At 67.9% G+C, this 25,801-nt stretch carries 19 protein-coding genes, 1 tRNA gene and 3 pseudogenes; 11 read left to right on the forward strand and 12 right to left on the reverse strand.

Annotated features, from left to right (window positions below; translation table 11 throughout):
- Positions 1–187: 187 nt before the first annotated feature.
- Genes QEG98_RS23675 through QEG98_RS23685 form a run of 3 tightly spaced genes read right to left on the reverse strand, consistent with a single transcriptional unit; the run spans position 188 to position 2,079 of the window.
- Complete coding sequence (locus tag QEG98_RS23675; RefSeq protein WP_316562920.1) at positions 188–613, reverse strand: SRPBCC family protein; 426 nt, start codon at positions 611–613, stop codon at positions 188–190.
- Between the two features lie 41 nt (positions 614–654).
- Entirely contained in the window at positions 655–1,620 is a 966-nt protein-coding gene (gene glpX / locus QEG98_RS23680) for a class II fructose-bisphosphatase (RefSeq protein ID WP_090490853.1), read from the reverse strand.
- Between the two features lie 30 nt (positions 1,621–1,650).
- Positions 1,651–2,079 (reverse strand): acyl-CoA thioesterase, encoded by a 429-nt coding sequence (locus tag QEG98_RS23685; RefSeq protein ID WP_090490854.1) that lies wholly within the window; start codon positions 2,077–2,079, stop codon positions 1,651–1,653.
- Positions 2,080–2,177: 98 nt separating this feature from the next.
- Between QEG98_RS23685 and QEG98_RS23690 the strand changes: the two are divergent.
- Positions 2,178–3,790 (forward strand): annotated as a pseudogene (locus QEG98_RS23690) (alkaline phosphatase family protein).
- 153 nt (positions 3,791–3,943) lie between these two features.
- On the opposite strand, the gene nadC reads toward QEG98_RS23690, so the two are convergent.
- The 4 genes and pseudogenes from nadC to QEG98_RS23710 form a co-directional block, all read right to left on the reverse strand.
- Positions 3,944–4,828, reverse strand: a complete 885-nt coding sequence (gene nadC / locus QEG98_RS23695) for a carboxylating nicotinate-nucleotide diphosphorylase (RefSeq protein WP_090490856.1) — start codon at positions 4,826–4,828, stop codon at positions 3,944–3,946.
- An 11-nt stretch (positions 4,829–4,839) separates the two neighbouring features.
- Complete coding sequence (locus tag QEG98_RS23700; protein WP_316562921.1) at positions 4,840–8,769, reverse strand: valine--tRNA ligase; 3,930 nt, start codon at positions 8,767–8,769, stop codon at positions 4,840–4,842.
- 63 nt (positions 8,770–8,832) lie between these two features.
- Positions 8,833–10,091, reverse strand: a pseudogene (gene romR / locus QEG98_RS23705) (motility regulator RomR).
- Positions 10,092–10,207: 116 nt separating this feature from the next.
- Positions 10,208–11,023: a chemotaxis protein CheW gene (locus QEG98_RS23710; RefSeq protein ID WP_316562922.1), complete on the reverse strand. Its 816-nt coding sequence runs from the start codon at positions 11,021–11,023 to the stop codon at positions 10,208–10,210.
- Positions 11,024–11,073: 50 nt separating this feature from the next.
- On the opposite strand from QEG98_RS23710, the gene QEG98_RS23715 reads away from it, so the two are divergent.
- On the forward strand, positions 11,074–12,447 hold the full coding sequence (locus tag QEG98_RS23715; RefSeq protein ID WP_090490860.1) for a diguanylate cyclase: 1,374 nt from the start codon (positions 11,074–11,076) through the stop codon (positions 12,445–12,447).
- Positions 12,448–12,450: 3 nt separating this feature from the next.
- Here the strand turns inward: QEG98_RS23715 and encC are convergent, their stop codons facing one another.
- Positions 12,451–12,843, reverse strand: coding sequence for an encapsulin nanocompartment cargo protein EncC (gene encC / locus QEG98_RS23720; RefSeq protein ID WP_316562923.1), 393 nt, complete (start codon positions 12,841–12,843; stop codon positions 12,451–12,453).
- Positions 12,844–12,992: 149 nt separating this feature from the next.
- On the opposite strand from encC, the gene sinK reads away from it, so the two are divergent.
- Together sinK and sinM are read left to right on the forward strand one after the other, a co-directional pair.
- Positions 12,993–14,510, forward strand: a complete 1,518-nt coding sequence (sinK, locus tag QEG98_RS23725; RefSeq protein WP_316562924.1) for a hybrid histidine protein kinase/response regulator SinK — start codon at positions 12,993–12,995, stop codon at positions 14,508–14,510.
- Positions 14,507–15,610 carry a signal integration modulator SinM gene (gene sinM, locus QEG98_RS23730; RefSeq protein WP_316562925.1) on the forward strand — a complete coding sequence of 368 codons (1,104 nt, stop codon included), beginning with the start codon at positions 14,507–14,509 and terminating at the stop codon, positions 15,608–15,610. The genes sinK and sinM overlap by 4 nt, the downstream gene beginning before the upstream one ends.
- A 120-nt stretch (positions 15,611–15,730) precedes the next feature.
- Here sinM and groL read toward each other — a convergent pair whose 3' ends face one another.
- Both groL and QEG98_RS23740 read right to left on the reverse strand, forming a co-directional pair.
- The gene (gene groL, locus QEG98_RS23735; protein WP_316562926.1) at positions 15,731–17,374 is read right to left on the reverse strand and encodes a chaperonin GroEL; all 1,644 of its coding nucleotides are present in this window, start codon (positions 17,372–17,374) and stop codon (positions 15,731–15,733) included.
- A gap of 168 nt (positions 17,375–17,542) precedes the next feature.
- Complete coding sequence (locus QEG98_RS23740; RefSeq protein ID WP_002639463.1) at positions 17,543–17,899, reverse strand: response regulator; 357 nt, start codon at positions 17,897–17,899, stop codon at positions 17,543–17,545.
- Between the two features lie 92 nt (positions 17,900–17,991).
- On the opposite strand from QEG98_RS23740, the pseudogene QEG98_RS23745 reads away from it, so the two are divergent.
- A pseudogene (locus QEG98_RS23745) lies at positions 17,992–19,061 on the forward strand (metallopeptidase family protein).
- Here QEG98_RS23745 and QEG98_RS23750 read toward each other — a convergent pair.
- Positions 19,015–19,992 (reverse strand): NAD-dependent epimerase/dehydratase family protein, encoded by a 978-nt coding sequence (locus QEG98_RS23750; protein ID WP_316562927.1) that lies wholly within the window; start codon positions 19,990–19,992, stop codon positions 19,015–19,017. The pseudogene QEG98_RS23745 and the gene QEG98_RS23750 sit on opposite strands and share 47 nt — an antisense overlap.
- 46 nt (positions 19,993–20,038) lie before the next feature.
- Between QEG98_RS23750 and QEG98_RS23755 the strand changes: the two genes are divergently transcribed.
- From QEG98_RS23755 to QEG98_RS23780, 6 genes are all read left to right on the forward strand, one after another.
- Positions 20,039–20,737, forward strand: coding sequence for a TetR/AcrR family transcriptional regulator (locus QEG98_RS23755; RefSeq protein ID WP_316562928.1), 699 nt, complete (start codon positions 20,039–20,041; stop codon positions 20,735–20,737).
- Positions 20,738–20,788: 51 nt separating this feature from the next.
- Positions 20,789–20,887: transfer RNA gene (locus QEG98_RS23760), tRNA-Sec, on the forward strand.
- Between the two features lie 99 nt (positions 20,888–20,986).
- Positions 20,987–21,697: a hypothetical protein gene (locus QEG98_RS23765; RefSeq protein WP_316562929.1), complete on the forward strand. Its 711-nt coding sequence runs from the start codon at positions 20,987–20,989 to the stop codon at positions 21,695–21,697.
- Between the two features lie 347 nt (positions 21,698–22,044).
- Positions 22,045–23,421, forward strand: coding sequence for an AHH domain-containing protein (locus tag QEG98_RS23770; protein ID WP_316562930.1), 1,377 nt, complete (start codon positions 22,045–22,047; stop codon positions 23,419–23,421).
- A 15-nt stretch (positions 23,422–23,436) separates the two neighbouring features.
- Positions 23,437–24,033, forward strand: coding sequence for an imm11 family protein (locus tag QEG98_RS23775; protein ID WP_316562931.1), 597 nt, complete (start codon positions 23,437–23,439; stop codon positions 24,031–24,033).
- 853 nt (positions 24,034–24,886) lie between these two features.
- On the forward strand, positions 24,887–25,255 hold the full coding sequence (locus tag QEG98_RS23780; RefSeq protein ID WP_316562932.1) for a hypothetical protein: 369 nt from the start codon (positions 24,887–24,889) through the stop codon (positions 25,253–25,255).
- A 314-nt stretch (positions 25,256–25,569) separates the two neighbouring features.
- On the opposite strand, the gene QEG98_RS23785 is transcribed toward QEG98_RS23780, so the two are convergent.
- On the reverse strand, positions 25,570–25,770 hold the full coding sequence (locus QEG98_RS23785) for a helix-turn-helix domain-containing protein (protein ID WP_316562933.1): 201 nt from the start codon (positions 25,768–25,770) through the stop codon (positions 25,570–25,572).
- Positions 25,771–25,801: the final 31 nt, after the last annotated feature.

Below are 25,801 nucleotides of genomic sequence, written 5' to 3' on the forward strand. Positions count from 1 at the left end.
CCTCGAAGCGGCCCGCAAGCAGACCGTCCCATGGGCATACTCCTCGTAGCCGGCGTCGCAAGCCCCTTCGATTCGGCCTCGTCCGCCCGCCTGCTGCGGCGCGCGGATCATCCGGGTCTCCGAAGACTCCTGGCGGCCGGCGGGCGATGGTGGAGTCGCCCGCCAAGAAGCCGCCCGGAGGTGTGATTCAGGGCGCCTCGAAGCGGCGCTTGAAGGCGTCCAGCATCTTCGGCAACGAGGTCTCCACCAGCGCGGAGACGACGCTCTTGGGCACCAGCGCGCCCAGGGCCATCTCCACGGTGTAGGTGGCCTTCGTCCTGCCCTCGCCCTCGGGCTCCAGGACCCAGCTGCCCTGGTTGTCCTTCATGAACTCGCCCTTGATGTAGGACCAGGACATGCGGGTGGGCCGCTCCTCCGTGACGTGGATGGAGTAGTTGATGGTCTTCACCACATCCACCTTGTAGTGGACGTCCACCGTGTTGCCCTTGCGGTTCTCGGTCCGGATGCCCTTCACTTCGGAAAGGAACTCCGGGTACCGCTCGTACTGGGTGATGACGTCGAAGACCTTCTCGATGGGGGCGTTGACGATGATGGTTCGCGAGGCGCCAGGCATGGGTGTCTCCAGGGGACGTGAGTCAGGGTGGGAGCTGCGGCCTAGAAAGCGTACCCCGGCTTCTTGTCGAACTTGTGCACCGACTGGATGAAGCGGACGGTGCCCGTCTTGCTGCGCATGACGACGGAGTGCGTCTCGCATCCGCCGCCGAAGAAGCGCACGCCCTTGAGGAAGTCGCCGGTGGTGACGCCGGAGGCGGCGAACATGACCTCGCCCTTGGCCAGCTCCTCGGCGGTGTAGATCTTCGAGATGTCGGTGATGCCCATCGACTTCGCGCGTTCGATTTCGCCCTGGTTGCGGGGAACGAGCCGGCCCTGCATGTCACCGCCGGTGGCGCGGATGGCCGCCGCGGCGATGACGCCCTCGGGCGCGCCGCCGATGCCCATCAGCACCTCCACGCCCGTGTCCTCGAAACACGTGGCGATGGCGCCGGCCACGTCACCGTCCTCGATGAGCCGGATGCGGGCGCCCGCCGCGCGAATTTCCTTGATGAGGTCGGTGTGACGCTCGCGGTCCAGCACCACCACCGTGAGGTCTTCCACATAGACCTTCATCTTCTCCGCGATGGAGCGGAGGTTCTCCGTGGGCGTCTTGCGCAGGTCGATGGCGCCCCGGGCGCGCGGGCCCACGGCCATCTTCTCCATGTACGTGTCGGGGGCGTTGAGCAGCCCGCCCTTGCCCGCCATGGCCACCACGGCGATGGAGCCCGGACGGCCATAGGCGCACAGGTTGGTGCCCTCCAGCGGGTCCAGGGCGATGTCCACCTCGGGCGCCCCCTCGCCACGCTTGCCCACCTTCTCGCCGATGTAGAGCATGGGCGCCTCGTCGCGCTCGCCCTCGCCGATGACGACGGTGCCATCAATCTGCAGCGCGTCGAAGGCGCGGCGCATGGCGTCGACGGCCGCCTGATCCGACTCGTCCTTGTTGCCGCGGCCCATCAGTCGTGCGGAGGCGATGGCCGCCATCTCGGTGACGCGCACGACCTCCATTGCCAGGTTGCGATCCATGTGTGTGCTCCTTGCGTATCCCGGAAGGGTTCAGGTGGAAGGGGAAGAGCCCGGGGAAGGCTCGGTCGTTTCGAGCAGCCGGATGAGGGAGTCCGGCAGCCGCGTCGGCTTGCCGTCCCGCCCCACGCAGGCGTGACGGGTCATGCCGGTGCAGAGCAGCGTGCGTGGCGCACCGTCACGAAACAGCGCGTAGGTGAACACGATGGACGCGCGGCGCAACTCACTCACGGTGGTTTGGATGACCAACAGATCGTCGTAGCGCGCGGATGCCTTGTACTGACAGCTCGCCTCGGCCACCGGTAGCAGGGCACCAGAGCGCTCCAGCTCGGCGTAGCTGCCACCCCGGGCGCGGAAGTACTCACTGCGCGCGAACTCGAAATAGCGGAAGTAATTCGCGTAGTAGACGACACCCATCTGATCCGTGTCGCCGTAGATGACGCGAAGGCGGGCCTCGACCATGAATCGAGCGACCCTAACAGCGCGATGTGCGGCGTCCAAGCAGTGACACGCGTTGTTGGTTGCTTCTCACCATCCCGGCGGAGATGGTTCTCCTCCCAATGATTCGTGCACTTTCCCTTGCCGTGGCGCTGGCCACCCTGCCCGCTTTTGCCCGACCTCCCAGGCTGACGCTCGTCATCAGCGTGGACGCGCTCGGCAGCGACGTGTTGCTACGCAACCGTCCGCGCCTGAAGGGCGGCTTGCACCAGCTGATCAACCAGGGCGCGTACTTTCCTTATGCGCGCTACGGCTACGCCGAATGCCGCACCGCGCCCGGCCACGCCACCCTCTCCACGGGCGCCAACCCCTGGCGGCACGGCATCGTGGACAACCGGTGGGTGGACCGCTCGACGATGAAGCGCGTGATGGCCTTCGCGGACGCGGCCCACCCGGTGCTGGAGGTGCCGCTGAAGCCGGGCCAGGACTCCGGCCCCGCCCACCTCATGGTGGAGACGCTGGCGGACCGGCTGCGCGTGACGACGCAGGAGCGCGGCAAGGCGGTGGCGTTGTCCATCAAACCCCACGCGTCCATCGCCCTGGCCGGGCGTGCGGGACAGGCGTGGTGGTTCGACAAGGGCGAGGGGAAGTTCGTCACCGGCACCTGGTACACGAAGGAGTTCCCGGCGTGGCTGAAGGCGCTGAACGCGCGGAAGCTGCCGGAGGCGTCCTTCGGCAAGAAGTGGGAGCTGATGCGGCCTGCCGCTGAGTACGTGGGCGAGGACGAAGGCCTCGCCGAGGCGGACGTCTACGGCCTGGGCCGCACCTTCCCCCACCCGCTGGACGGCGGGCTGCCGTCGCCGGGCCCTACCTTCTACCAGGCGTTCGCCCTCTCACCAGACTCGCATGACCTGCTGGTGGAGGCGGCCAAGGCGGCCATCGCCGGCGAGAGACTGGGCCAGGACGACGTGCCCGATCTGCTGGCCGTGAGCTTCAGCGGCACGGACCTGGTGTTCCATGAGTACGGGCCCTACTCGTGGGAGATGCAGGACACGCTGCTGCGGCTGGACAAGGCGATGGGCAACCTCATCGCCGCGGCCGAGCGCGCGGCGGGTGGACGCGGCAACCTGGTCATCGCGCTGTCCGCGGACCACGGCGGCGCGGCGATGCCGGAGCAGTGGGCCGCCAAGGGGCTCGCCGCGAAGCGGGTGAGCTCGAAGGAGCTGGCGGAGAGCCTGACGCAGGCGCTGCGTCAGCAGTTCGGCGGCGACGTGACGGCCACGCTCGAACAACTGGACGTGTACCTGGGCGGCAAGACGCACCAGGGGGCGCGGTGGACGCGGCGGTGCGGCGCGCGGCGGCGGCGTGGCTGGCGAAGCACCCGTCGGTCATCACGGCCGTGACCCATGAGGACCTGTTCACCGCGCCGGACACCGAGGGCTACCTGACGCTCATGCGCAAGAGCTACTACCCCGAGCGCAGCGGCGACGTGCTCTTCATGCTCCGGCCCTTCCACATGCTCCACTACATCCCCACCGGCACCAGCCACGGCACGCCGCATTCCTATGATTCACAAGTGCCCGTCCTCTTCGCGGGCAAGGGCGTGAAACCGGGCATGTACCTGGAGGAGATCGACCCCGTGGACTTCGCCCCCACCCTGTCGGCGCTGATGGAGATGGGCATGCCCGCTTCGGCGGAGGGCAAGCCCCGCTCGGAGGTCCTCACGGGCAAGTGAGCGAACGCGTCAGCGTGGCGGACACGCGCGCTGACGGCGCCGTCCGCCGCGGTCCGCGTTCCGTGAAGAACAGGCTCCGCGCGTCCAGGCGAGATGCCGGGACGCCCTTCGACGCGGAGGCGCTGGAGCCAGGAGCGCCTCCGTGTCCGCGCGCTATGCCGGCTTCGGCTGCTTGCTGCGCGCGGGCCGCTTCGCCGCGGCGGTGATTTCCAGCGACAGGTCCATGGCCCGCGCGGAGTGCGTCAGCGCGCCCATGGACACGAAGTCGATGCCCAGCTTCGCCAACCGAGGCAGCCGGTCCAGCGTGACGCCGCCCGACACCTCGAGCGGCACGCGGCCCGCCGCCAGCTTCACGGCCTCGCGAATCTGCGCGTCGTCCATGTTGTCGAGCATCACCACGTCGGCGCCGTGCTCGATGGCCTCCGCGAGCTGCTTGAGGTTGGTGACCTCGATTTCGACCTTCGTCAGCCGAGGCCCGTTGAGCTTCGCGCGGCGCAGCGCCTCCGCGATGGAACCACCCACGGCGGCGATGTGGTTGTCCTTGATGAGGACGCCGTCGAAGAGGCCGAAGCGGTGGTTGGAGGCACCGCCCATGCGGACGGCCTCCTTGGCCACCGTGCGCATTCCCGGCGGCGTCTTCCGCGTGTCCAGGACGCGCAGATTGGAGCCACGCACGGACGTGACGGCCTGCTGCGCCAGCGTCGCGATGCCCGCGGCCCGCTGCACGATGTTGAGCGCGGTGCGCTCCGCCGCGAGCAGCGAGCGCATCCGGCCGTAACACCGCGCGGCGACCATCTTCGGTTTGATCTCCTGACCGTCGCGGCGCAACAGCTCCACCTCGACGTTCGGGTCGACCGTCTTGAAGACACGGACGAAGGCATCCAGTCCCGCGAGCACCAACTGCTCCTTGGCGACCAGTTCCGCGCTGCCCTCGTAGTCAGGAGGGATGAGGGCCTGCGAGGTGACGTCACCCGCCGCCCCCAGGTCCTCATCGAGTGCGAGCGCGATGAGCCGGTCGAGGTAATCCTGCTGCTGCACGTCTCCTCCTGCTACCGCCGGGCCTTTGCCCGCGCCTTGGGTTTCGCCCCGGTGCCCTTCTTCGCGGGAGCCTTGCGGCCCGCCGCCTTCTTCACCGGCTTCTTGCTGGCGGCAGCGACCTTCTTCGCGGCCCCCTTCTTCGTGGCAGCCTTCTTCGCGGCGACCTTGGCCGGAGCCTTCTTCGCAGCGGCCTTCTTCGCCGCGCCCTTGGCAGGCGCCTTCTTCGCGGCGGACTTCTTCGTGGCAGCCTTCTTCGCGGCGACCTTGGCCGGAGCCTTCTTCGCAGCGGCCTTATTTGCCGAGCCCTTCGCGACCTTGGCCGGAGCCTTCTTCGCAGCGCCCTTCTTGGCAGCGCCCTTCGCGACCTTGGCCGGAGCCTTCTTCGCAGCGACCTTCTTGGCAGCGCCCTTCGCGCCCGTGGCCTTCTGGGCCGGCGCCTTCTTCGCGGCGGCAGGCGCCTTCTTGCCCGCGGCCTTCTTCGCGGGACGCGCCTTCACCGGAGCGGCAGGCGCCTCGTCCTCGCCGGAAGCGGAGACAGCCTCCACCACCGTGTCCTTCGCGATGGACGACGCCTTCTTCACGGCAGCCAGGGTGGCCTTCACCACGGCCTTCGCGGTGGAGGCCACCGTCTGCTCGGCGGCGGCGGGCACCTCACGGGCGTCACCACCGGCGCGCGCCGTGTTGAACTCCCGCATCGCGTCGTCGACGAGGCCCATGCTCATGTACGCAACGCCGAGGTCATGATGGTCGGCCGGAGACAGGCCTTCCTTCGTCCCCGCGCGCAGCTTCTCCAGGGCATCCTGCACCTGGGGGTCCGCGGCTTCGGGCACGCCGCCCACGGCCTCGAGCTCGTCCTTCAACTCCTCCGCCAGGTCGACGTTCCCCTCTGCTTCCGCATCCGGCGCGGCCTTCACCTCGGCCGGAGCAGCGGCAGGCTCCTCCTCCTCGGTGGACTCGGCGAGCGTCTCGTATTCAGCGCCCCCTTCGGCCGGAGGCGGCGTCTCTAATGGAGCAACGCTCCCGGGCGGCGTGCTGGGCTCCGTCGCGACGTCGGCTTCGGTCGCGATGTCGGCCTCGGCCGGCTCAACGCTTCGGGTCGGCGTGCTGCTCTCGGACGGCGGCGCTGCGGGCATGGCGGGCTCCGGGGCAATGCGCTGCAGATGGTCCTGAAGCTTGGCCTTGCGCTCCTTCAACTCCTCCACGCGGGCGCGGTCCTTCTCGACCACGTCCGGGGGCGCTTTGGCCACGAAGTTGGGGTTCTCCAGCTTGCGCAGCACACCGGCGGCCTCCTGCTCGGTGCGCGCAATCTCCTTGCGGAGGCGGTCGCGTTCCGCGTCCAGGTCGATGAGACCCGCCAGCGGCACGTAGATTTCCAGGTTCGTGCCCACGAAGGCGGCGGCCTGCGGCGGCTTGGTGCCGGGCGCGCCAATCTCCACGTCGGACAGGCCGGCCAGCGGCATCAGGTACGCGCGCCAGCGCTCCAGCAGCTCGCGCGTGCGAGCGTCCGGGCTCTGCACCACCGCCTTCACCTTCGTCGCGGGCGACAGGTTGCTCTCGCCGCGGATGGTGCGCAGGCCCTCGATGGAGGCGATGACCGGGGCCATCTCCGCCTCGGCGGCCTCGTCCACCAGGTCCGCGTCGGGCTCCGGGTACGACGCGATCATGATGCTGTCTACCGACCGGGACATCGGCAGCTTCTGCCAGATCTCCTCGGTGATGAACGGCATGAACGGGTGGAGCAGCCGCAGGATGCGATCCAGCGAGTACACCAGCACCGCGCGCGCGGAGTCCTTCGCCTGCTCATCGGTGCCGTAGAGCGAGCCCTTCGCCAGCTCGATGTACCAGTCGCAGAACTCGGCCCACAGGAACTGGTACAGCGTGGACGCCGCCTCGGCGAAGCCGTACGTCTCCAGCGAGGCGCGGGCCTCGGTGGTGGCGCGCTGGAGCCGCGAGAGAATCCAGCGGTCCGCCAGCGTCAACGGACGCTCCTTCAGCGGACGCTCATCCAGCGTGAACTCGCCCATGTTCATCAGGGCGAAGCGGCTGGCGTTCCACAGCTTGTTGCAGAAGGCCTTGTAGCCAGCCAGCCGGTCCATGGACAGCTTGATGTCCCGGCCCTGCTGGGTGAGCGACGCGAGCGTGAAGCGCAGCGCGTCCGCGCCGAACGCCGGCATGCCCTGAGGGAACTTGTTCTTCAGCGTCGGAGCGAGCTTGTCCGAGCTGGCGCCGAGGATGACGTCCAAGGGGTCGATGACGTTCCCCTTCGTCTTGGACATCTTCTCGCCCTTCTCGTCGCGCACCATCGCGTGCAGGTACACGGTGCGGAAGGGCACATCCCCCATGAAGTGCAGGCCCATCATCATCATCCGGGCGACCCAGAAGAAGATGATGTCGTGGCCCGTCTCCATGACGGACGTCGGGTAGAACGTCTGAAGGTCCGGCGTGTTGCGCGGCCAGCCCAGCGTGGAGAAGGGCCACAGCGCGGACGAGAACCACGTGTCCAGCACGTCCGGGTCCTGGATGAACGTGGCGCCGCCGCACTTCGGGCAGGACGAGGGCTGCTCACGCGCGACAATCGGCTCCGCGCGCGCGAAGTCCACGCCGCCCACCTTCACCGTCGCGGCGTCAAGCGGCAGGTCGGTGTCGTCCCCCAGTCGAGGGCTGCACGCGGTGCAGTAGTACGCGGGAATCTGGTGGCCCCACCAGAGCTGGCGGCTGACGCACCAGTCGTGGATGTTGCGCATCCAGTGGAAGTAGGTGTTCGTCCACGATTCCGGGACGAACTTCGTGCGGCCCTGCTCCACCGCCTCGATGGCCGGCTTCGCCAGCGGTTCAATCTTCACGAACCACTGCGGCGACAGGCGCGGCTCCACCACCGTGGTGCTGCGCTGGCACGTGCCGACGGACAGCTTGTGCGGCTCCTCCTTCTCCAGCAGGCCCTGCTCCTGGAGGTCCGCCAACACCTGCTTGCGCGCCTCGAAGCGATCCAAGCCGGCGTACTTGCCGGTCTCCTTCGTCATCCGGGCCGATTCGTCCAGAATGGACAGCATCGGCAGCTGGTGACGCAGGCCCGTCTGGTAGTCGTTGAAGTCGTGCGCGGGCGTGACCTTCACCACGCCGGTGCCGAACTTCGGATCCACCAGTTCAGCGTCCGCGATGATGGGAATCTCACGGCCGCTGAGTGGCAGCACCACGTGCTTGCCAATCAGGTCCTGGTAACGCTCGTCCTCCGGGTGGACGGCCACGGCGGTGTCGCCCAGCATCGTCTCCGGGCGCGTGGTGGCCACGGTGAGCGTGCGGTCGCTGTCCTTCACCGGGTAGCGGATGTGCCAGATGGAGCCGTTCTTCTCCTGGTGCTCCACTTCCAGGTCGCTGAGCGCCGTGTGGCACGAAGGACACCAGTTGATGAGCTTCTGGGCCCGGTACATCAGGCCCTCTTCGTACAGCCGGACGAAGACCTCGCGCACCGCGGCGGAGGACTGCTCGTCCATGGTGAAGCGCTCGCGGCTCCAGTCCAGGGACGCGCCCAGGTAGCGGTGCTGCTCGCCGATACGAGCGCCGAACTTGCCCTTCCACTCCCAGACGCGCTCGAGGAAGGCCTCGCGGCCCAGGTCGTGGCGGCTCTTGCCCTCCGTCTGCTTCAGCTCCCGCTCCACCACCATCTGCGTGGCGATGCCGGCGTGGTCCGTACCGGGGAGCCACAGGGCGTTGAAGCCGCTCATCCGCTTCCAGCGGATGAGGATGTCCTGGATGGTGGCCGTCAGCGCATGACCGATGTGCAGGCTGCCCGTGACGTTGGGCGGCGGCAGCACCATGGAGAACGGCGGCTTGTCGGAAGGCGCCTCGGCGCGGAAGTAGTTGCGCTCCAGCCAGAACGCGTAGCGGCGAGCCTCGACCTCGGTGGGCTCGTAGGCCTTCGAAAGTTCAGTGGTATCGGTCATTGAAAACGGCCGGCCCCGGAGACCGGGGCCGGCAAAGGTCAGGAGGTTACGGCGCCAGGCGCCTCAGTGCTGGGTCTCTCGGTCCTTGATGAGCCGCTCGAGCTCCTCACGGATGATGGTCTCCGCCAGCTGCGGTACCACCTCCCAGGCAATCTTCTCGATGACCTCGCGGGAAGCCTTCGAAAGCGCCTCGCGCAGCAGGGCCTCGCCCCCATCCGCGGCAGGCGCGCGGGCACTCGCCGGCCGGCCGCGACGGGCGCGGGGGTGGCGATGTCCAGCGAGATCTCCTCGGCGTCACCCTGGTCGGGCAGCGAGTCCTCGATGCTGATGGACGGCTGGGCCGCGGCGGGCGCGGGCGCACCCAGACCGAACGGATCCCTGCCCCGCGCGGCGGGCTGCGGCGCCGCCCCAGGAGGAGGCTGCGGCGCGCCAACCGGCGGACGCGCGAAGCCACCCGGCGCGGGACCACCCGGCGGAGGCGGCACGCCCGGACGCGCCACGGCGCCCGGCGGCATTCCCGGACGCGGCGGAAGGCCCGGCGCGGGACCACCCGGCGGAGGCGGCACACCCGGACGGGCGCCCGGCGGCATCCCAGGTCCCGGAGGACGCGCGCCCGGAGGCATGCCCGGGCCGGGAGGACGCGCCATGCCCGGCGGCATCCCAGGTCCCGGAGGACGCGGCGCGCCCGGCGCACCCGGCGGCGGCATGCCCGGGCCCGGGGGACGCGCCATGCCCGGCGGCATCCCAGGTCCCGGAGGACGCGCACCCGGCGGCATCCCAGGCCCCGGAGGACGCGGCACGCCCGGCCCCGGAGGAACACCCGGACGGGCCCCCGGCGGAGGCGCGGGACGGGCCCCCGGCGGAGCAGCGGCGGCGACAGGCGCGGGCGCCGCGGCGGGCTGAGGCGCCGCGTGGCGCACCTGCGTGGCGGCCGACGCGGGCATCGTGTTGGACTTCTGGCCGACCAGCGCCTTCACCTTGTCGAGCAGCACCTGGCTCTCGAAGGGCTTGGTGACGTGGTCATCAGCGCGGGCGGCGCGAGCGCGGTTCTCGTCGAACGCCTCGAACGTGCCGGCCAGCAGCACCACCGGGATGCCCTGGGTGGCCGGGTCGTTCTTCAGCGCCTCGCAGACCTCATAGCCGCTCTTGCCCGGCATCATGACGTCCGCGAGGACGACGTCCGGACGCAGCTCGCGGGTGCGGGAGATGGCGTCCAGCCCGTTGTCCACCGCGGTCACCTGAAAGTCCTCGGTCGCGAAGATCATCCCGATCACCTTGCGGATGGTGAGCGAGTCATCGGCGACCAGCAGATTCTTGGGCATCGGTTCGGGCCTCGGGGAGCATCCACTCCCCTGAATTCGTTGGTGATTCCCGCCGCGAGGGTTGACTCGCGGCAGTCTGACAAGCGGGGCAGCTTACGAGTTGCCCTCTGGGACGATCAAGAAAACATGCGTTGCAGGTCCAGGAACGCCACAGGCTCGCTCAACCCGGGAGCACGGAAGCTCCCCGCGGTGTCGTCCGGCTCGAAGCGTTGCATGACGCCGAGCACCCGCGTGGCCGTCAGCCCCACGTTCCGCCCGGCCAGCTCCGTGAGGACGATGAAGGACTCCGGGACGGGCGCGTCCCCCAGCAACGCGGGGACCGAGCAGACAGGCCACAGCACCTGATCATGCGGAAAAATACCGGCCACCGGTCCACTCGGCACGGGCAGGACGCAGAAGGCCTCTCCCCGGCTGATGACCTGCGACACCAGGCCCAGGGGGACTCCGAAGAGTCGACTCTGAGACTCGAAGACGAGCGCGCGGTCCGGAGCCGCCTCCGCCCAGTGCACGGGCCGGGCGGCAACCGCCGGTGACATCGAACCCACCCGGTGCGGCAGCGCCTCCGCGATGAGCTCCAGGTACAGCCGCGACTTGTGCAGCACCGCGCCCCGGCTCAGCGGCGCCAGCGAGTCCGCCAGTCCCGGTGGCAGCAGGAAGAACGGCGCGCGGGCCACGTCCGCCACCTCCACCACGGAGCGCACGCGCACCGCCAGGGTGGGACTCACGTCGAGCACCACCACCATGCCCGGGCCTTCCTCGGGCGGCCCGCCCAGCAGCGCGCAGAGGTCCTTCACCTCCAGCACACCCCGCAGGCTGCTGCCGTTGGCGCCCGGCATCGCTACTTCCATGACAGACGTTGCTTCCACGGCGTAACGGGTTTCCCCGGCCTCAACGAGAAGGCAGAGCCGACGGCCGCTTTCGAAGGGGGACACGGGGGCCGACCCTAGCAGCCTTCCATCGGTTGGTGCTAAGCCGATGGGAGATGGCGCGAATCCTCCTCGTCGACGACGAAAAGATCGCCCGCACCCTGTACGGCGACTACCTCACCGCCGTGGGACACGCCGTCACGGCGGTGGGCACGCTACAAGAGGCAAAGGAAGCGCTCGCAGGCGACCGCTTCGACGCGGTGGTGACGGACCTCATCCTCCCCGGCGGCGACGGCATGGAGGTCCTGCGGCACGTGCGGGAACACCACCCGGGCGTGGAGGTGGTGGTCATCACGGGCCTGGAGAAGGTGGACCCCGCCGTGCGCGCCATCAAGAGCGGCGCCGCGGAGTACCTCGTCAAGCCGGTGGCCCCGGAGGCCCTGCAGCACGCCGTGCGCCGCGCGCTCACCACGCGCGACCTGATGCAGGAGAACGCGTCGCTGCGCCGTCACGTGGCCATGCTGGAGGCGGGGCAACGCATCGCCACCACCCTCGACCGCGAGAAGCTGGCCGCGGCCACCGCCAGCGCGCTGCAGAGCATGGCCTCCGCCAGCGCCGTGGTCCTGCTGGAGCGCGACTCCGCCTTCGCGCTGCGGCGCCACGGCACCAGCGGCCTGTCCACCGCGCTGGAAGAGCCGCTCATCGCCGAGCTCATCGAACGCCTGAGCAACGAACGCGGTCCGCGCGAGCTGGACGGCCTGGACGCGCCCTTCCCTCGCGCCGTCTCCTTCCCCGCGCTGGAGGGCGACGCCGTGCTGGGACACGCGGTGCTCTTCTTCGGCGGCACGGGCGCGGAGTGGGCGGGCGAGACGGCCAGCTTCCTGGTGCGCAACTGGGCGCTCGCGCTGCGCAACCTCGGCCGCTTCGCCGCGGTGGAGGACCTGGCGTACGTCGACGACCTCACGCGCCTGTTCAACACCCGCTACCTGCACCTGGTGGTGGACCGCGAGGTCCAGGACGCGCTCCAGTCGCAGCGCACCTTCAGCCTGTTGTTCCTGGACCTGGACCACTTCAAGTCCATCAACGACACCCATGGCCACCTCGTGGGCTCCAAGGTGCTGGTGGAGGCGGCGCGCGTGGTGAAGGGCTGCGTGAGAGACCACGACGTCGTCGCGCGCTACGGCGGAGACGAATACGTGGTGGTGCTGCGCAATACCGACTCCGGCGGCGCGCTCAAGGTGGCCGAGCGCATCCGGCGCACCATGGAGACGCACAACTTCCTGGCGCGCGAAGGCCTGTCGCTCAAGCTCACCACGTGCATCGGCGTGGCCAGCTTCCCCGAGCACGCCCAGGACAAGGCCACGCTGTTGGACCTGTCGGACCGGGCCATGTACCGCGGCAAGCGGGGCTCGCGGAACGTCGTCTACATGGCGGCGAAGGACCTGGAGGCCCCTCCGGCCGAGCGCCGGCAGGCCCACTCCGCGTCCTGACGGCTACCGGCGCAGGCTGCCCACGGTGAGGCGCTTCTCCGGGGTGACGTCCGCCGGAGCCGGCGCCTCGCCCTCCTTGCCCACGGCCTCCACGGCCTCGTGCGACGCGCCGGAGGTGATGAGCCGGTACTTCTCCACGGCCTCCTTCGCGTGCGCGGCCTGCTCTGGATCCAACCGGGCGATGAGCTCCCAGAAGAGGGCTGCGTGCTCGCGCTCCTCGTCCATGACGTGCCGGAGGATGGCCTTGGCGTCCTCGTTGTCCGTCGCGTCGATATGGGCCGCGTAGAGGTTGATGGCGTCCAGCTCCGCCTCGATGTTGAGACGGATGGAGCGGGCCAACTCGGTGTCCGTCATCTTGCGGGGGACCAGCGAGTGGAACGGGTTGGTCTGCGGCATGAAGGCCCTCCCGAGGCCGGTGTCGCGATATCCGGATTTCCGGACGGTGCGATGAGAACGCGGCCAGCATCCGCGCCGGCACGGTCCGGGTCAACGGATTCCCTCCAGGTGCGTTGCGTACAAGCGGTTGCCTCCGCCATGCTCGTCACATGGAAACACCCGTGCCGCTCGCCCAACTGCTCCAGGCCCTGGAGGCAGGGGACCTGACGGCCGCGCGAACAGCGGCGGCGGCACTGCAACGTGCGGGAGCGCAAACGTCACAGCTGGCGGCGGAGGTGCTGCACGAGCTGCGACAACCGCTGCTCGGCGTGAAGGCCTACGCCCAACTGCTCGCGGAGGACGGCGCCGCCCCCGGGCCCCTGCGCCTGCTGCTGGCCCAGGTGGAGCGGATGGAGCAGATCGTCTCCGACTTCATCCGCCTGTCGAGCGAACGACCGGCGTCTCAACAGCGCCTCTCCCTGGCGGCCCCCATCTGGGCGGCGGCGAAGCACTTCAGCATCAACCCGGACTCCTCGCGCATCTCCCTGGAGGTGGAGGCCCCGGAGGGCATCACCATCCAGGGCAACGCGCGCCTCATCGAGCAGCTCACCCTGAACCTGCTCAACAACGCACGCGACGCCATGGCGGGGCGCGGCCGGGTGAAGGTGGTGCTCTCGATGGAGGGCCCCTCCCCTGCCCTCTACGTGGCGGACTGGGGGCCGGGCATCCCCGAGGAGCTGCGAGCGCGCATCTTCGAGCCCTACATCACCGCCAACAAGCGAGGCACCGGACTGGGCTTGTCGGTGTGCCAGCGCATCGCCCGCGAGCACCACGCGCGCCTCGAGCTGGCCCCGCAGGGCGTCATCCGCGACGTCCCGCCCCCGGCCACCGTGTTCCGCGTGCTCTTCCCCGCGACGGACGCGCCGCCCACGCAGAAGCACCGGGTCCTGGTGGTGGATGACGAAATCATCATCCGCATGGTCTTCCGCGACCTGATGGGCAAGGAGTGCGAGATCATCGAAGCGGCGAGCGGCGAGGAGGCCCTGGACCTGCTGCAACAGGCGCCGGTGGACCTCATCGTCACCGACAAGAACCTGCCCGGCATGTCCGGCCTGGAGCTGGCGCAGCAGGCGCGGCGGCTGCACACGGACTCGCGCGTCATCCTGATGACGGGCTACCCGTCGCTGGTGACGACGCAGCAGGCGCTGGAGCTGGGCGTGGTGGACTACCTGCTCAAGCCCTTCGACGACATCCGCGAGGTGCGCGCCCTGCTGCGCTCCACGCTGGCCCGGAAGCCCGCCCCCGCGCCGCTGGAGACGGACCCCGCGATGCGCCGGGTGGACGTGCTGGAGGACAACCCGGCGGCGGCGGCGCAAATCACCCACGCCCTGTCCCTGGTGGGACTGGAGGCGCGCATCCTGACGACGACGGAATTGGCCGCGCTGGAGCCGCCCGCGGGCGTGGTGGTGAGCTGGGACTTCACGCCCGCCTACGGGCGCAAGGCGCTGGAGCTGGGCAAGGCGCTGGCCCAGGGCGCACCCTTCGTGGTGCTGGCCGAGCACCTCACCATGGAGACGGCGCTGGAGTCCCTGCGTGCGGGCGCCGCCGCGTGCCTTCCCAAGCTGATGTCCGACGCGTCGGCGCTCAGCCGAGAGTTGAACCGCGCATTCAAACGAGAGGCCCCATGAGACTCGCGCTCCTGTCCGTCCTGCTGCTGGGTGTTGCTTGCTCCTCCGACAAGCCTCCGATGCAGGACGGGCCGGACGCGGGCCGTGGCGACGCGGGCACTCGTACAGACGACGCGGGCACCGGGACAGACGATGCGGGCAGCGGCGACGCGGGTTGCGAGCCGCTGGCCTCGGGTCCGGGCACCCTACTGCTCACCGGGTTGAACACGCCCCGCAGGCTCGCGGCGGACGAAACGGACCTCTACATCGCCGAGTCCCACTCCCTGAATCCGCAGCAGCCCCAGCCGGGCCCCGGGCGGCTCCTCCGGCTGCCACGCGCGGGCGGTGACGCGGTGTCCGTGGCCACGGGCTTCCGGGCGCCGGATGCCATCGCCGTGGTGGCGGACTCCGTCTACGTGCTCGACCTGGACGGGCTGTGGCGGGTGGACAAGGCGACGGGCGCGAAGGACGCACGGCCGCTCGATGCCACGGTGAACAACGTCACCATTGGCGGCACGGACGTCCTGCCCACGCGGATGGGCGACCGGGACGTGGTGGTCATCGCGACGTCGCACCGCCGGCTGGTGCGCGTGGATGCTTCGGGCGGCAACCGCCAGGAGCTCTACGCCGGCACGGGCTACACGCAGGTGCGGGGAGCACGCGTGGTGGGCCAGGACGTGTGGTTCCTGGTCGCCGCGGGAGAGAGCCCCGGTCTCTACAGCGTGCCGCTGGACGGCAGTGCCCCGGCCACGCTGCGCGACGGCACCATCACCGCCGGCACCTCGTTGGAAGTCACGCCCACGCACTTCCTCGTCACCGAAGGAGGCGGCGGAAACGGCCGCGTGCTGCGCCTGCCACGCGAGGGCGGCGCGGCGGAAGTCGTGGCCACGGGCCTCCAGGGGCCCGCCTTCCCGGTGGAGCTGAATGGGACACTCTACTTCAAGGACGTCAGCACCGGCGGCACGGGCTTCCTCCGCCGCGTGAGCACCTGCACGCCCGGCGCCCTGGAGCCCGTGGGCCCAGAGGGCGTGGGGCCCGGTGGCCTGCTGGTGGACGGCGACACCCTGCTCTACACGTCGCAGGAGAGCGGCACCGGCGGCTTCGTGGGCCGCGTGCCCTGACCGCCGGCAGTCCCCGCTGGAACGACAACGGCCCCGGCGCCTCCTGACGAGGCATCCGGGGCCGTTGACTGCCGAGGCCCAGACGGCCCGGGACTCACGTCCCGAGCCCTCCGGAGCGGCTCAGTAGTCCATGTCGTCGCCGCCGTAGTCCGGCATGCCGGCGCCAGCGCCGCCGCCCTTGGCCTTGCCCTTCGGGCGCTCGGCGACCATGGCCTCGGTGGTCAGCAGCAGCGAGGCGACGGAGGCGGCGTTCTGCAGCGCGGTGCGCTCCACCTTCGTCGGGTCGATGACGCCGGCCTTCTCCAGGTCCTCGTAGACCTCCGTGCGGGCGTTGTAGCCGAACGCGCCGGTGCCCTCGCGGACCTTGTTGATGACCACGGCGCCCTCGACGCCGGCGTTGCTGGCGATCTTCCGCAGCGGCTCCTGGAGCGCACGGCGGATGATGGCCACGCCGAAGTCCTGCTCACCGCCCGGCTTCAGCTTCTCCAGCGCGGGCAGCGCGCGGAGGTAGGCCACGCCGCCGCCGGGGACGATGCCCTCTTCGACGGCCGCGCGGGTCGCGTGCAGGGCGTCCTCCACGCGGGCCTTCTTCTCCTTCATCTCCGTCTCGGTGGCCGCGCCGACGTTGATGACGGCCACGCCGCCCACCAGCTTCGCCAGACGCTCCTGGAGCTTCTCGCGGTCGTAGTCGCTGGTGACGGAGTCAATCTGCGTGCGGATGAGCTTGATGCGGCCCTCGATGGCCGCCTTCGTGCCCACGCCGTCCACGATGGTGGTGTTGTCCTTGTCCACCGTGGCGCGCTTGGAGCGGCCCAGGTCGGTCAGCGTCAGCGTCTCGAACTTGTGGCCCAGGTCCTCGCTGACCACCGTGCCGCCGGTGAGGACGGCGATGTCCTGCAGCATCTCCTTGCGGCGGTCACCAAAGCCGGGGGCCTTCACCGCGCACACGTTCAGCACGCCGCGGATCTTGTTGACCACCAAGGTGGCCAGGGCCTCGCCCTCGATGTCGTCGGCGATGATGAGCAGCGGCTTGCCGGAGCGGGCCACCTGCTCGAGCAGCGGAATCATGTCCTGCATCGACGAGACCTTCTTCTCGCTGATGAGGATGTAGGGGTCGTCCAGGACGGCCTCCATCCGCTCGCGGTTGGTCACGAAGTACGGGGACACGTAGCCGCGGTCGAACTGCATGCCCTCGACCACGTCGAGCGTCGTCTCGAGGCCCTTCGCCTCCTCGACGGTGATGACGCCCTCCTTGCCGACCTTCTCCATCGCGTCCGCGATGATGGCGCCGATGGTCTCATCCCCGTTGGCGGAGATGGTCCCCACCTGGGTGATGGCCTTCTTGTCGGCGGTGGGCTTGGACAGGCTCTTCAGCTCGCCCACGACGACCTCGACGGCCTTGTCGATGCCGCGCTTGAGGTCCATCGGGCTGTGGCCGGCGGCCACCAGCTTGAGGCCCTCCTCATAGATGGCGCGCGCCAGCACCGTGGCGGTGGTGGTGCCGTCGCCGGCCTTGTCGGAGGTCTTGGACGCAACCTCCTTCACCATCTGCGCGCCCATGTTCTCGAACTTGTTCTCGAGGTCGATCTCCTTGGCGACGGTGACGCCGTCCTTGGTGATCGTGGGGGAGCCGAAGCTCTTCTCGATGACCACGTTGCGGCCCTTGGGGCCGAGGGTCACCGCGACCGCGTCCGACAGGGTGCGGACGCCGCGCAGGATGGCCTCACGCGCGGACTGATGGAAGAAAATTTCCTTCGCTGCCATCGCAACCTCCTGAATTTACTGGGGGATTTTACTGGTACGACACGGGCCGTTAGCACTCGGCCATGGCGAGCGCCAACATAAGGGCCGCCTGAACGATGTCAACCAGGAAGGGTGGGCGTGTAGGCGAGCGGACGGCCCGATGCACCCTGTCGGGAGGGGTGCCGTGGGCTATTGCGCGAAGCGGACCAGGGTGAGCAGTTGACCCATGTCCAGGGGCTTGTGGAGCGTCAGGGCCACGCCCTTGCGCAGGCCACGGTCCGTCACCGAGCCGTCCTCGCTGCCCGTCATCAGCAGCACCGGGACGCTCTGGAAGCGGGGGTCCGCCTTGAGCATCTCCGTGAACTGGATGCCGTCCATATGGGGCATCACGTAGTCGGTGATGACCATGCTGACCTGGTTGCGCTCCAGCACGTCGAGCGCCTGGAGCGCGTCGGACGCCGAGTAGACCGTGAACCCATGCATCTCCAAGAAGCGAGAGAGCATCGTGCAGAGTTCGAGATCGTCGTCGACGACAAGGATGTTCACGGGACTGAGCGCCGCACCAGGACGGGCGAAGGAACGTAGCAGCCGTGCGCGGCGTTGACAACGAAGTGCGCGGCTTCATATGTCGCGGCCCCATGGGGATGCGGACGTCGAAGCGAACGGGGGTGAGCGGGATGGAGGCGCTGGACGCGGCAGCAGAGGCCTTCGAGACGGGCGACTTCGAGGCGGCCCTGGCCGCCGCCGACCGCAGCCTGGCCCAGGCCCCGGACTCGGTGGACGCCCTGCACCTGCGCGCCGCCGCCCTGGTGGAGCTGGGCCGCCTGGAGGAAGCCGGCCGGGCCTTCGGCGCAGCGCTGAGGGTATCCCCGGACGACCTGGAGGTGCTCCTGGGCACCGTGGACTGCCTCATCTGCCGCGCGGGCGAGGACCGGGAGGCCGTGGAGGAAGGCCTGGGCTTCTGCGCGAAGGGCAAGCGCCGGCGCAGAAGGCCGGCGACGTGGAGCTGCTCTACGAGTTCCTCCTCCTGGAGGGCATGGGCCTGAACCAGGTGGGCGAGTGCCGCGCGGCCCTGGCGAGCCTGGACGCGGCACTGGGGCACATGCCGCACTCGGTGGACGCGCAGTTGGAGCGGGGCATCGCCCTGTTCGAGCTGTGCCGCTTCGACGACGCGAAGGGCGCCTTCGACAAGGTGCTGAAGGACACGCCCGACGAGGCCTGGGCCCACCAGTACCTGGGGCTGATGGCGGAGCGCCGGGGCGACGAGAAGGAGGCCCAGCGCCGCTTCGCCAAGGCCCAGGCGCTGGTGCCGACGGAGTTCTTCCCGCCGGTGGAGCTGGGCGAGGCCGAGTTCGACCGTGCGGTGGAGGCCGCGGTGCAGTCCCTGCCCGGCCACGCGAAGCAGTACCTGGACAACGTCACCATCGCGGTGGAGGACCTGCCGGCGGATGAGGACCTGCTGGGTGAGGACCCTCCCCTGTCACCGAGCATCCTCGGGGTGTTCCGCGGCCTGGCGGTGGGCGAGCGCAGCGTGACGAACGCGTTCGACCACGTCCCCGCATCCATCGTGCTGTACCAGAAGAACCTGGAGCGCTTCGCCCGTACCCGCGAGGAGCTCATCGAGCAGATTGGCATCACCGTGATGCACGAGGTCGGTCACCTCATGGGACTGGATGAGGATGACCTGTGGCAGCGGGGGCTGGACTGAGCGCCGCGAGCGTCTGGCGGATGCCGTCGCGGTACGGCGTCTTCCGGATGTCGCCGAGCAGCGCCCGCAGCGCCGAGTCGTCCATGATGACGGGCGAGGTGTGCAGGTAGTGCATCTCCCCCAGCTCGCGCATGAACGGGCTGAAGAGGCCGATGAGGCGCACCATCCCCGGCCCCAGCACCGAGTACTTCGCGGGGTGGCCGGCCTGGGCGTAGATGTCCTCCACCAGGGCCGCCTGGGAGGTGACGCCCGCGCCCCCGAGGTTCCAGAAGCGGCCGTAGGCACCCGGATGGTCCATGAGCGCCGTCACCGTGGGCCCCACGTCGGGCACGTAGACGAACTCATGGGGCGTGTCGATGGGGCCGATGAGCTGCGCGCGCTTGCCCTGTGAGGCGGCGACGAAGGCGCGGTGGAGGAAGCTGTTCTCCACGCCCGGGCCGTAGAAGTCCGGCAGGCGGAGGATGGTGACTTTGATGGAGCCCGCCTTGTCCGCCGCGAGCAACAGGTCCTCCTGAGCCTTTCGCAAGCGGCCCTTGTTGGTGTGCGGCACGCGGGGGTGGGACTCGTTGACGACGTCCGTGCGCGGCCGGCCGTAGGGGTACACGCTGGCGATGAAGACGATGCGCTCCACGCCCTCGGCGATGGCGGCGTCGAGCGTGCGCTTCATCAGCTCCGGGTGGAGGTGGAACTGCCAATAGGGCACCCCGACCAGATAGACGAGCGTTTGGACGCCCCGGGCCGCAGCCTGGATGGAGGCCATGTCGTCGGGATTCCAGGTGACGATCTCCGCCTGAGGGTCCGCCCCGAACTCCCGCTGGAGTCCCTCCCGGGAGCGCCCCACCACGCGGTAGCCCCGCCCCTGCCCCCGCAGCGCCTGCGCGATGCTGTGTCCGACGACGCCCGTGGCGCCGAACAACGCAACCGTGCCCATGTCCTGCTCCCTTTTCCGAACGGCGAGTGGTTTGTGAACACCGTTCATGAACGCCGTTCATCTACTGCTGGGCGTTCAGTGGGTCAAGGCCTACACTGGGAGCATGGGGATTGCGGAGCGGAAGGAGCGACAGCGAGCGGAGCTGCGCGAGCAGATTCTGCGAGTCGCCCGGGACATCGTGGTGAAGGAGGGCTTCCCTGCCCTCTCGATGCGAAAGCTGGCGGACGCGGTGGAGTACGCGCCGGCGACGCTCTACCTCCACTTCGAGAACCGGGAGGCCATCGCGAAGGAGCTGTGCGTGCGCGGCTTCCAGGACCTGCTGGCCATGCTGGAGCCCGCGGCCCAGGTGGAAGACCCGCTGGAGCGGTTGCCCAAGCTGGCGGAGGCCTACGTCCGCTTCGGCCTCGAGCACCCGGAGACGTACCGGCTGATCTTCATGGAGGACCCGAAGCTCTCCACCGCGCTGTTTGGGGACCACCCGGAAGGCCCGGGCCCGAGGTCCTTCGGGGTGCTGGTGCAGGTGTTCGCGGACCTGCTGGCGGCCGGGAGGCTGGAGGAAGGCACGAAGCCGAACCAGCTCGCGGAGGTGCTGTGGGCGGGGGTGCACGGCATCGTGAGCTTGAGGCTCACGTGCACGGGGTTTCCGGGCACGCCCGCGGAGGAGCTGACGCAGGTGCTGGTGACGACATTGGTGAAAGGCTTGCCGGGATTGAAGGCAGGACGGGCGCAGAAGAAGGCGCGGTGAGTCCGTGGCCCTGGGTTGACGGGGCCCGGAGGGTCCGGCGTAATCGCAGACGGTAGGGCCTCCGGACCTGGTGGCCGGCCCGGTCTTCAAAACCGGTGAAGGGCAGTGAGAGCTGTCCTTGGTGAGTTCGATTCTCATGCTCTACCGCCATGTATCCCTTGAGTTCTCTGACGCAGCCTTGAATCGACCATGGGACAATCCGAATAAAAATTCCACATATGCAGTACCCAAGCTCGCCCAATAACAACAATGCCCACGAACAAACAACCCAAGCGACGCCAACAGAGTTCCCGACCACCGAGAGCCGACTGGCGCGACCTGCCAGGGCAGTACCGGATCGAGTTCAGCTCAGGTGCAAGCGCGCTGGGCGCAGACGAACAAGACAGCATCATCAGCGTAGACGGAAAAGTCATTTATGTTTCCATTGAGGAGGAGGCAGACGCAGAAATCGCCACCGGAGTGCTCGCTGGGCACGTCATCCAGCGAGGCCGCATGTTCGATCGAGGCGAGAACGTCTTTGATGAATGCGACGCCAAGAGCCAGACGCTGATTGACTACGTATCAGCGATTCTCGACCCTTCCACCCATGAACTCAAAGAGGAGATAGATAAGCAATTCGGCGGCATCGTCTTCCAGAATGTGCTGACCATTGATGTTATCGAGAGCGAACCAAAACACCGGGGATATAACCTTGGGCTTGCAGTTGCCTCTCGCCTTATTGAAACCTTTGGAAGGGGCTGCGGACTTGTTATTTGCAAACCCTTCCCGCTTCAGTTCGACATCAACAGAAAGACCGACCCCTCGCTCTCCAGCTTTTCGAAGATCCAGCAGCCTGTCGCACGTAAAAAGCTTCAGCAGTATTGGGGGCGCCTCGGATTTGAACCTATCAAAGGAACGCCATACTTTGGGTTAAACCTGGATTATCGCCATCCAACCCGGCTGGACCTTGGATTGGAATAATTCACAACAGATTCAACACTGCCCAAAAAATGCACGCCCGTGAAGCCCCTGACCGTCCGGCCAAAGGCTCCCATCACTCTCAAGCCGTCTGATCGCTTCGTGATGAAAGCAGAGGCGACGCCGGTGATGCAACCCGAGGGACGTTCGCGCTCAAGCAATGGGGACCGGGCTGACTGCGCACGGTCTCGCTCCCGGGCGTGACGGTCCAGTAGGCACGCTGTCGGCCCCACCCGCTCCATCACAGGCAGTGTCAGCCCGGAGCACCTGTCAGCTCTATCTGGTATTACCCGACCTTGCGCTGCCGATGTGCTCCCGAGCGATGGGGGCCAGCGCCAGGAGGGCTCCGCATGCTGCCACGATGGTCGATTCTCGTGCTGTTCGTGATGCTGGCCGGGTGCAGTAGCGCGACAAGATCGGTGCGTCTGGACACGGGTCGGGGCAAGCCCATCACCTTCACTCCACGCTCCGGTGACGCGGGACCGGTGGAACTGGACGAAGACGACTTCGAGGAGGCCGTGGCGAAGTTGGGCCGAGACGTGCCCGGGTCCGCGCAGCCTCGATCGGACGCTCGGCGGCTGTTCTGGTTCCCCGCGAATGATGCGTACGCAGGCGCACGAGGGCGCATCGGTCTCGTGTCTGTTGGCTCGGAACTCGGCTCGTACAGCAACCGCCTCCCACCGATTGAGGCATGGAGGCCGGAGGCGGATTCAGAACTCACGCGCGCCTACGTCCGCTGGTGCGATCGGACGCAGCGCACCCGAGATTGTCTGCATCTACTGGAAGACGGCCCCACTCTTGGCGAAGAAGGCAAGCGCACCCTGGCCCTCCAGTTCGCCATGGGCTCGGTCATGGACGAGACCCATGAGGCGCTGGGAAAGATGGTGGATCCGGTCGCAGTGCGGAACACCATCATCACGGCCATGGCCGTGTACCTCGGCCTCTGGTTGCTGCCCGAGCCGGTGAGTAAGGGCGTGGCCGCCACCCTGACGGTCTGCCTCATCGCCTACTTGGGGGTGGACACCGTTTGGAACCTGATCGCGGGGTGGCGGCAGCTTGCCGAGGACGTAGCGGTCGCCACGAGCTTCGACGAGGTCCGCACGGCTGGCGACAAGTACGGCAAGGTCATGGGCGAGAACGCGGCGCGCGTCTTCGTCATGCTCGCGACCGCCGCCATTGGGAGCACCGCAGGGCTGGCGGTCAAGGCACCGGGGCTTCCGGGCTCGGTACAGGCGGTGCGGCTGGCCGAAGTCCAGGGAGGCTTCCGGCTCACGGCGATCGCGGAGGTGGGCTCGGTGGCTGTCCCTGCTGAGGGGGCTGTCACCATCACACTCGCTCCTGGTGCGCTGGCCATGGCGGCACGCGGGACGAGCGCCGGTAGCACGGCACCGGTGGACGCGAAAGGCCCCTGGCACCACATCGCCTCCGACAAGTTCAGCACGTCCACCAACAGCGGGGGGCCCTGGACGCCAAGGTACCAGGAGATCTTCGACCGGGCGGGTATGTCGCTCGATGATGCGGCGAACCAGGTCCGCGTCCCGGGCCACAAGGGGCCACACCCGAGGGAGTACCATGAGGAGGTCTACGAGCGGCTGGACGAAGCAACATCTAGCTGCAAGAGCATCGAGCGTTGCCGCGAGGCGCTGACGAAGATCCTCGGTGTGTTGGCGCGCGAGATCTCGAAACAGGGGACCAAGCTCAATCGGCTGGTGACCCGAACCGAATGACGGAAGAATGACCTCATGCCGAAGCGGTTCTTCAAGTTGACCGATGATGTGTACCTCTCCGGCCGGTGGGAGCTGGGGCATCCTCTCGATCACGAGGGCCGGAAGCTCGATGACCCGTGGCAGTTCAGGATCGGGCAACGGACTCAATCGGACGAGCGCATCAAGATGCCCATCAAGATCTCCGGCAAGCCGCTCGACTACTCCCACGCGGCATTCAGCATCCCCGTCGTCCACGCCCGGGTGGCCTCCCTCTTCACCGAGGTGGCGCCCGACGACGTGCAGCTCTTCCCGGTGGAGATCGACTCCCAGCCCGCTCAGCACTTCATCCTCAACGCCACCCGGCTGGTGAAGTGCATCGACGACGCTGCGTGCGAGGAGGTGCGTTACTGGACCCCGGAGGACGGGATGCCGGAAAAGGTGGGTACCTACTCCTCGGTGTCCGGGATGCGCATCGACCCGGCGAAGGTGGAAGGCGCCAAGGTGTTCCGCACCTGGGGCTGGACCGTGGCCCTGATTGTGTCCGAGGAGATCAAGGAGGCCCTGGAGCGCGCGGGCATCACCGGCGCGAAGTTCACGGACGTCACCGGCCCCGGTGCAGCCAATGGCCCCTGACCCCTTGCCGTCTCCACCCTCGTACCCAAGCTGTACCCAAGAGGAACGGCCGGGGTGGACCTCCATGGACGCTCCGCCCGCCCTGCACCAGAGGGGAACCGGCCGACTTCAATCCCTCCGGGCACCTCGCGGATCGGGGTGGCGGGGCTTCAAAACCGGTGAGGGGCGCTGAGAGGCGTCCCTGGCGAGTTCGATTCCCGTGCCCTACCGCCAATACGTCCGAGGGGTTGCGTCCCACCCAACCCACTTGGACCGTACCTGAACTGTCTAGCTACGTTCAGGCGCGTCCACGGGACTGCGTTACCTGTGCGTTACGACAGAGCATCCGCCAGTCCCATCCGTGCCGACCAATTGCCCGAAGCGTGGAGCACTTGCCCCAGCAAACTCGATCGCCCCGGGGCGCATCTGCCCCGCGCCCTGCATGAATCCCGTAGCGATGCACGCCGGACAACCCTCCCACCTATCAGGGAAGGTCACGTTGCTAATCGTCACCGTGCGCGCCCCATCGGCCTCCCACAACTTGCAAATCCGTTCCAGGGGAACGGCGAAGTGCAGCCCCTATTGCAGCCCACGGCCGCTCTCCTCTCAGTTCCCCCAGCAATACTTCAAGTGCCACACGCCCCGTCGAGCGGTAGCTATGCACTTTGAAGGGATGTAGCGCGTTCCTCGGGTCCGAGGACACCGTCTTGGTCACGATCCGACCTACCTCCTGGCCGCGAGGATTCTCTCACGCTTCTACTGGTCCGAAAATCGGGGGGCAGACCACAACCACCAAAGCCCACGCACCCCTAAAGCAGATTCGAGAACCAATACATCAAGCCCTTCCAACATCAGCACAGGCGGACTATACGCCATGCGTCAATTCATCCTCCAAGGAGACGTGACATTGAATTACCTCGAAATTCTAGAGCCACAGATCGAAATCAGCCCCGACGGAGAAGCAGTCACCTCCAACATCGCAAAACCCATCGGAGTAATTTCAGCCTATGGATTCACCTTTGATTCGGAAAAAAAGGAAGGGAAGATCGCCGACTATGTCGCCGCAGATCTTCGCGATCTGCTTGGTACTGGCTATAGCGAGAAATATTTCCACATTCAGACTAGCGACTTGCGTCTCTGGAACTGTCGGATCATTTCTGACAACGGGGACCTCACTTTTGAATTCGAAGAGTTCAGTCGATTTTTGGATAAAAAACTTCAGCGTCCCCCCAACTGGAAATAGCCAACTCCTAATACGACTTGGTCACATTCGAGAGGGTAACTCAGGCGGAGCTCTGAGACTGATGGCCCTGTTGCAGAGCGGGCAGGTGCCAATCTGGCGTAGCAAGAGCGGCTGAAGCGCGCGCCGCACCATCGGTAGCGTCCAGTGCACTCGGCTCCGGGGGGAAAAGCGCCCGACGGAGCGCGAGGAATCCGTGGGCGACGGCACAGAGGGTGACGTGGTGGTGGAAGCCCCGCGAATTCCGTACTGCTAATTCCCAACCCTGAGCTGTCCGATTTGACGGGGGCAACTCCATCAAGCCATCGCGCTCGCCTTCATCGATGCCCCCGTGCCGAAGGACGCGGAATGTCAAATCGCTCCATTTTCGATTTCAGCGTGTTCACCGCAATGCCGAACTGCTTCGCAGTTCTCTCAAGCCCCCATTCATTCTGGGCAAGTGCGGCAACCAGCTCCTCTCGCGTCAGGTCAGCCGGGCGCTTTCTGTATCCGTCCGGCCAACGGAAGGAGCCCGCCATGGCGACGTTCGCGCAGTGGGCGCTCGCCGGG

Source organism: Myxococcus sp. MxC21-1, from assembly GCF_032612255.1.
Classification (GTDB): Bacteria; Myxococcota; Myxococcia; order Myxococcales; family Myxococcaceae; genus Myxococcus; species Myxococcus virescens.

Coding starts and splice junctions, on each gene's coding strand:
- QEG98_RS23675 (WP_316562920.1), bottom strand. CDS start 613: ATGCCTGGCGCCTCGCGAACCATCATCGTCAACGCCCCCATCGAGAAG.
- glpX (WP_090490853.1), bottom strand. CDS start 1,620: ATGGATCGCAACCTGGCAATGGAGGTCGTGCGCGTCACCGAGATGGCG.
- QEG98_RS23685 (WP_090490854.1), bottom strand. CDS start 2,079: ATGGTCGAGGCCCGCCTTCGCGTCATCTACGGCGACACGGATCAGATG.
- QEG98_RS23700 (WP_316562921.1), bottom strand. CDS start 8,769: ATGACCGATACCACTGAACTTTCGAAGGCCTACGAGCCCACCGAGGTC.
- QEG98_RS23715 (WP_090490860.1), top strand. CDS start 11,074: ATGGCGCGAATCCTCCTCGTCGACGACGAAAAGATCGCCCGCACCCTG.
- encC (WP_316562923.1), bottom strand. CDS start 12,843: ATGCCGCAGACCAACCCGTTCCACTCGCTGGTCCCCCGCAAGATGACG.
- sinK (WP_316562924.1), top strand. CDS start 12,993: ATGGAAACACCCGTGCCGCTCGCCCAACTGCTCCAGGCCCTGGAGGCA.
- sinM (WP_316562925.1), top strand. CDS start 14,507: ATGAGACTCGCGCTCCTGTCCGTCCTGCTGCTGGGTGTTGCTTGCTCC.
- groL (WP_316562926.1), bottom strand. CDS start 17,374: ATGGCAGCGAAGGAAATTTTCTTCCATCAGTCCGCGCGTGAGGCCATC.
- QEG98_RS23750 (WP_316562927.1), bottom strand. CDS start 19,992: ATGGGCACGGTTGCGTTGTTCGGCGCCACGGGCGTCGTCGGACACAGC.
- QEG98_RS23755 (WP_316562928.1), top strand. CDS start 20,039: ATGAACGCCGTTCATCTACTGCTGGGCGTTCAGTGGGTCAAGGCCTAC.
- QEG98_RS23765 (WP_316562929.1), top strand. CDS start 20,987: ATGCCCACGAACAAACAACCCAAGCGACGCCAACAGAGTTCCCGACCA.
- QEG98_RS23770 (WP_316562930.1), top strand. CDS start 22,045: ATGCTGCCACGATGGTCGATTCTCGTGCTGTTCGTGATGCTGGCCGGG.
- QEG98_RS23775 (WP_316562931.1), top strand. CDS start 23,437: ATGCCGAAGCGGTTCTTCAAGTTGACCGATGATGTGTACCTCTCCGGC.
- QEG98_RS23780 (WP_316562932.1), top strand. CDS start 24,887: ATGCGTCAATTCATCCTCCAAGGAGACGTGACATTGAATTACCTCGAA.
- QEG98_RS23785 (WP_316562933.1), bottom strand. CDS start 25,770: ATGGCGGGCTCCTTCCGTTGGCCGGACGGATACAGAAAGCGCCCGGCT.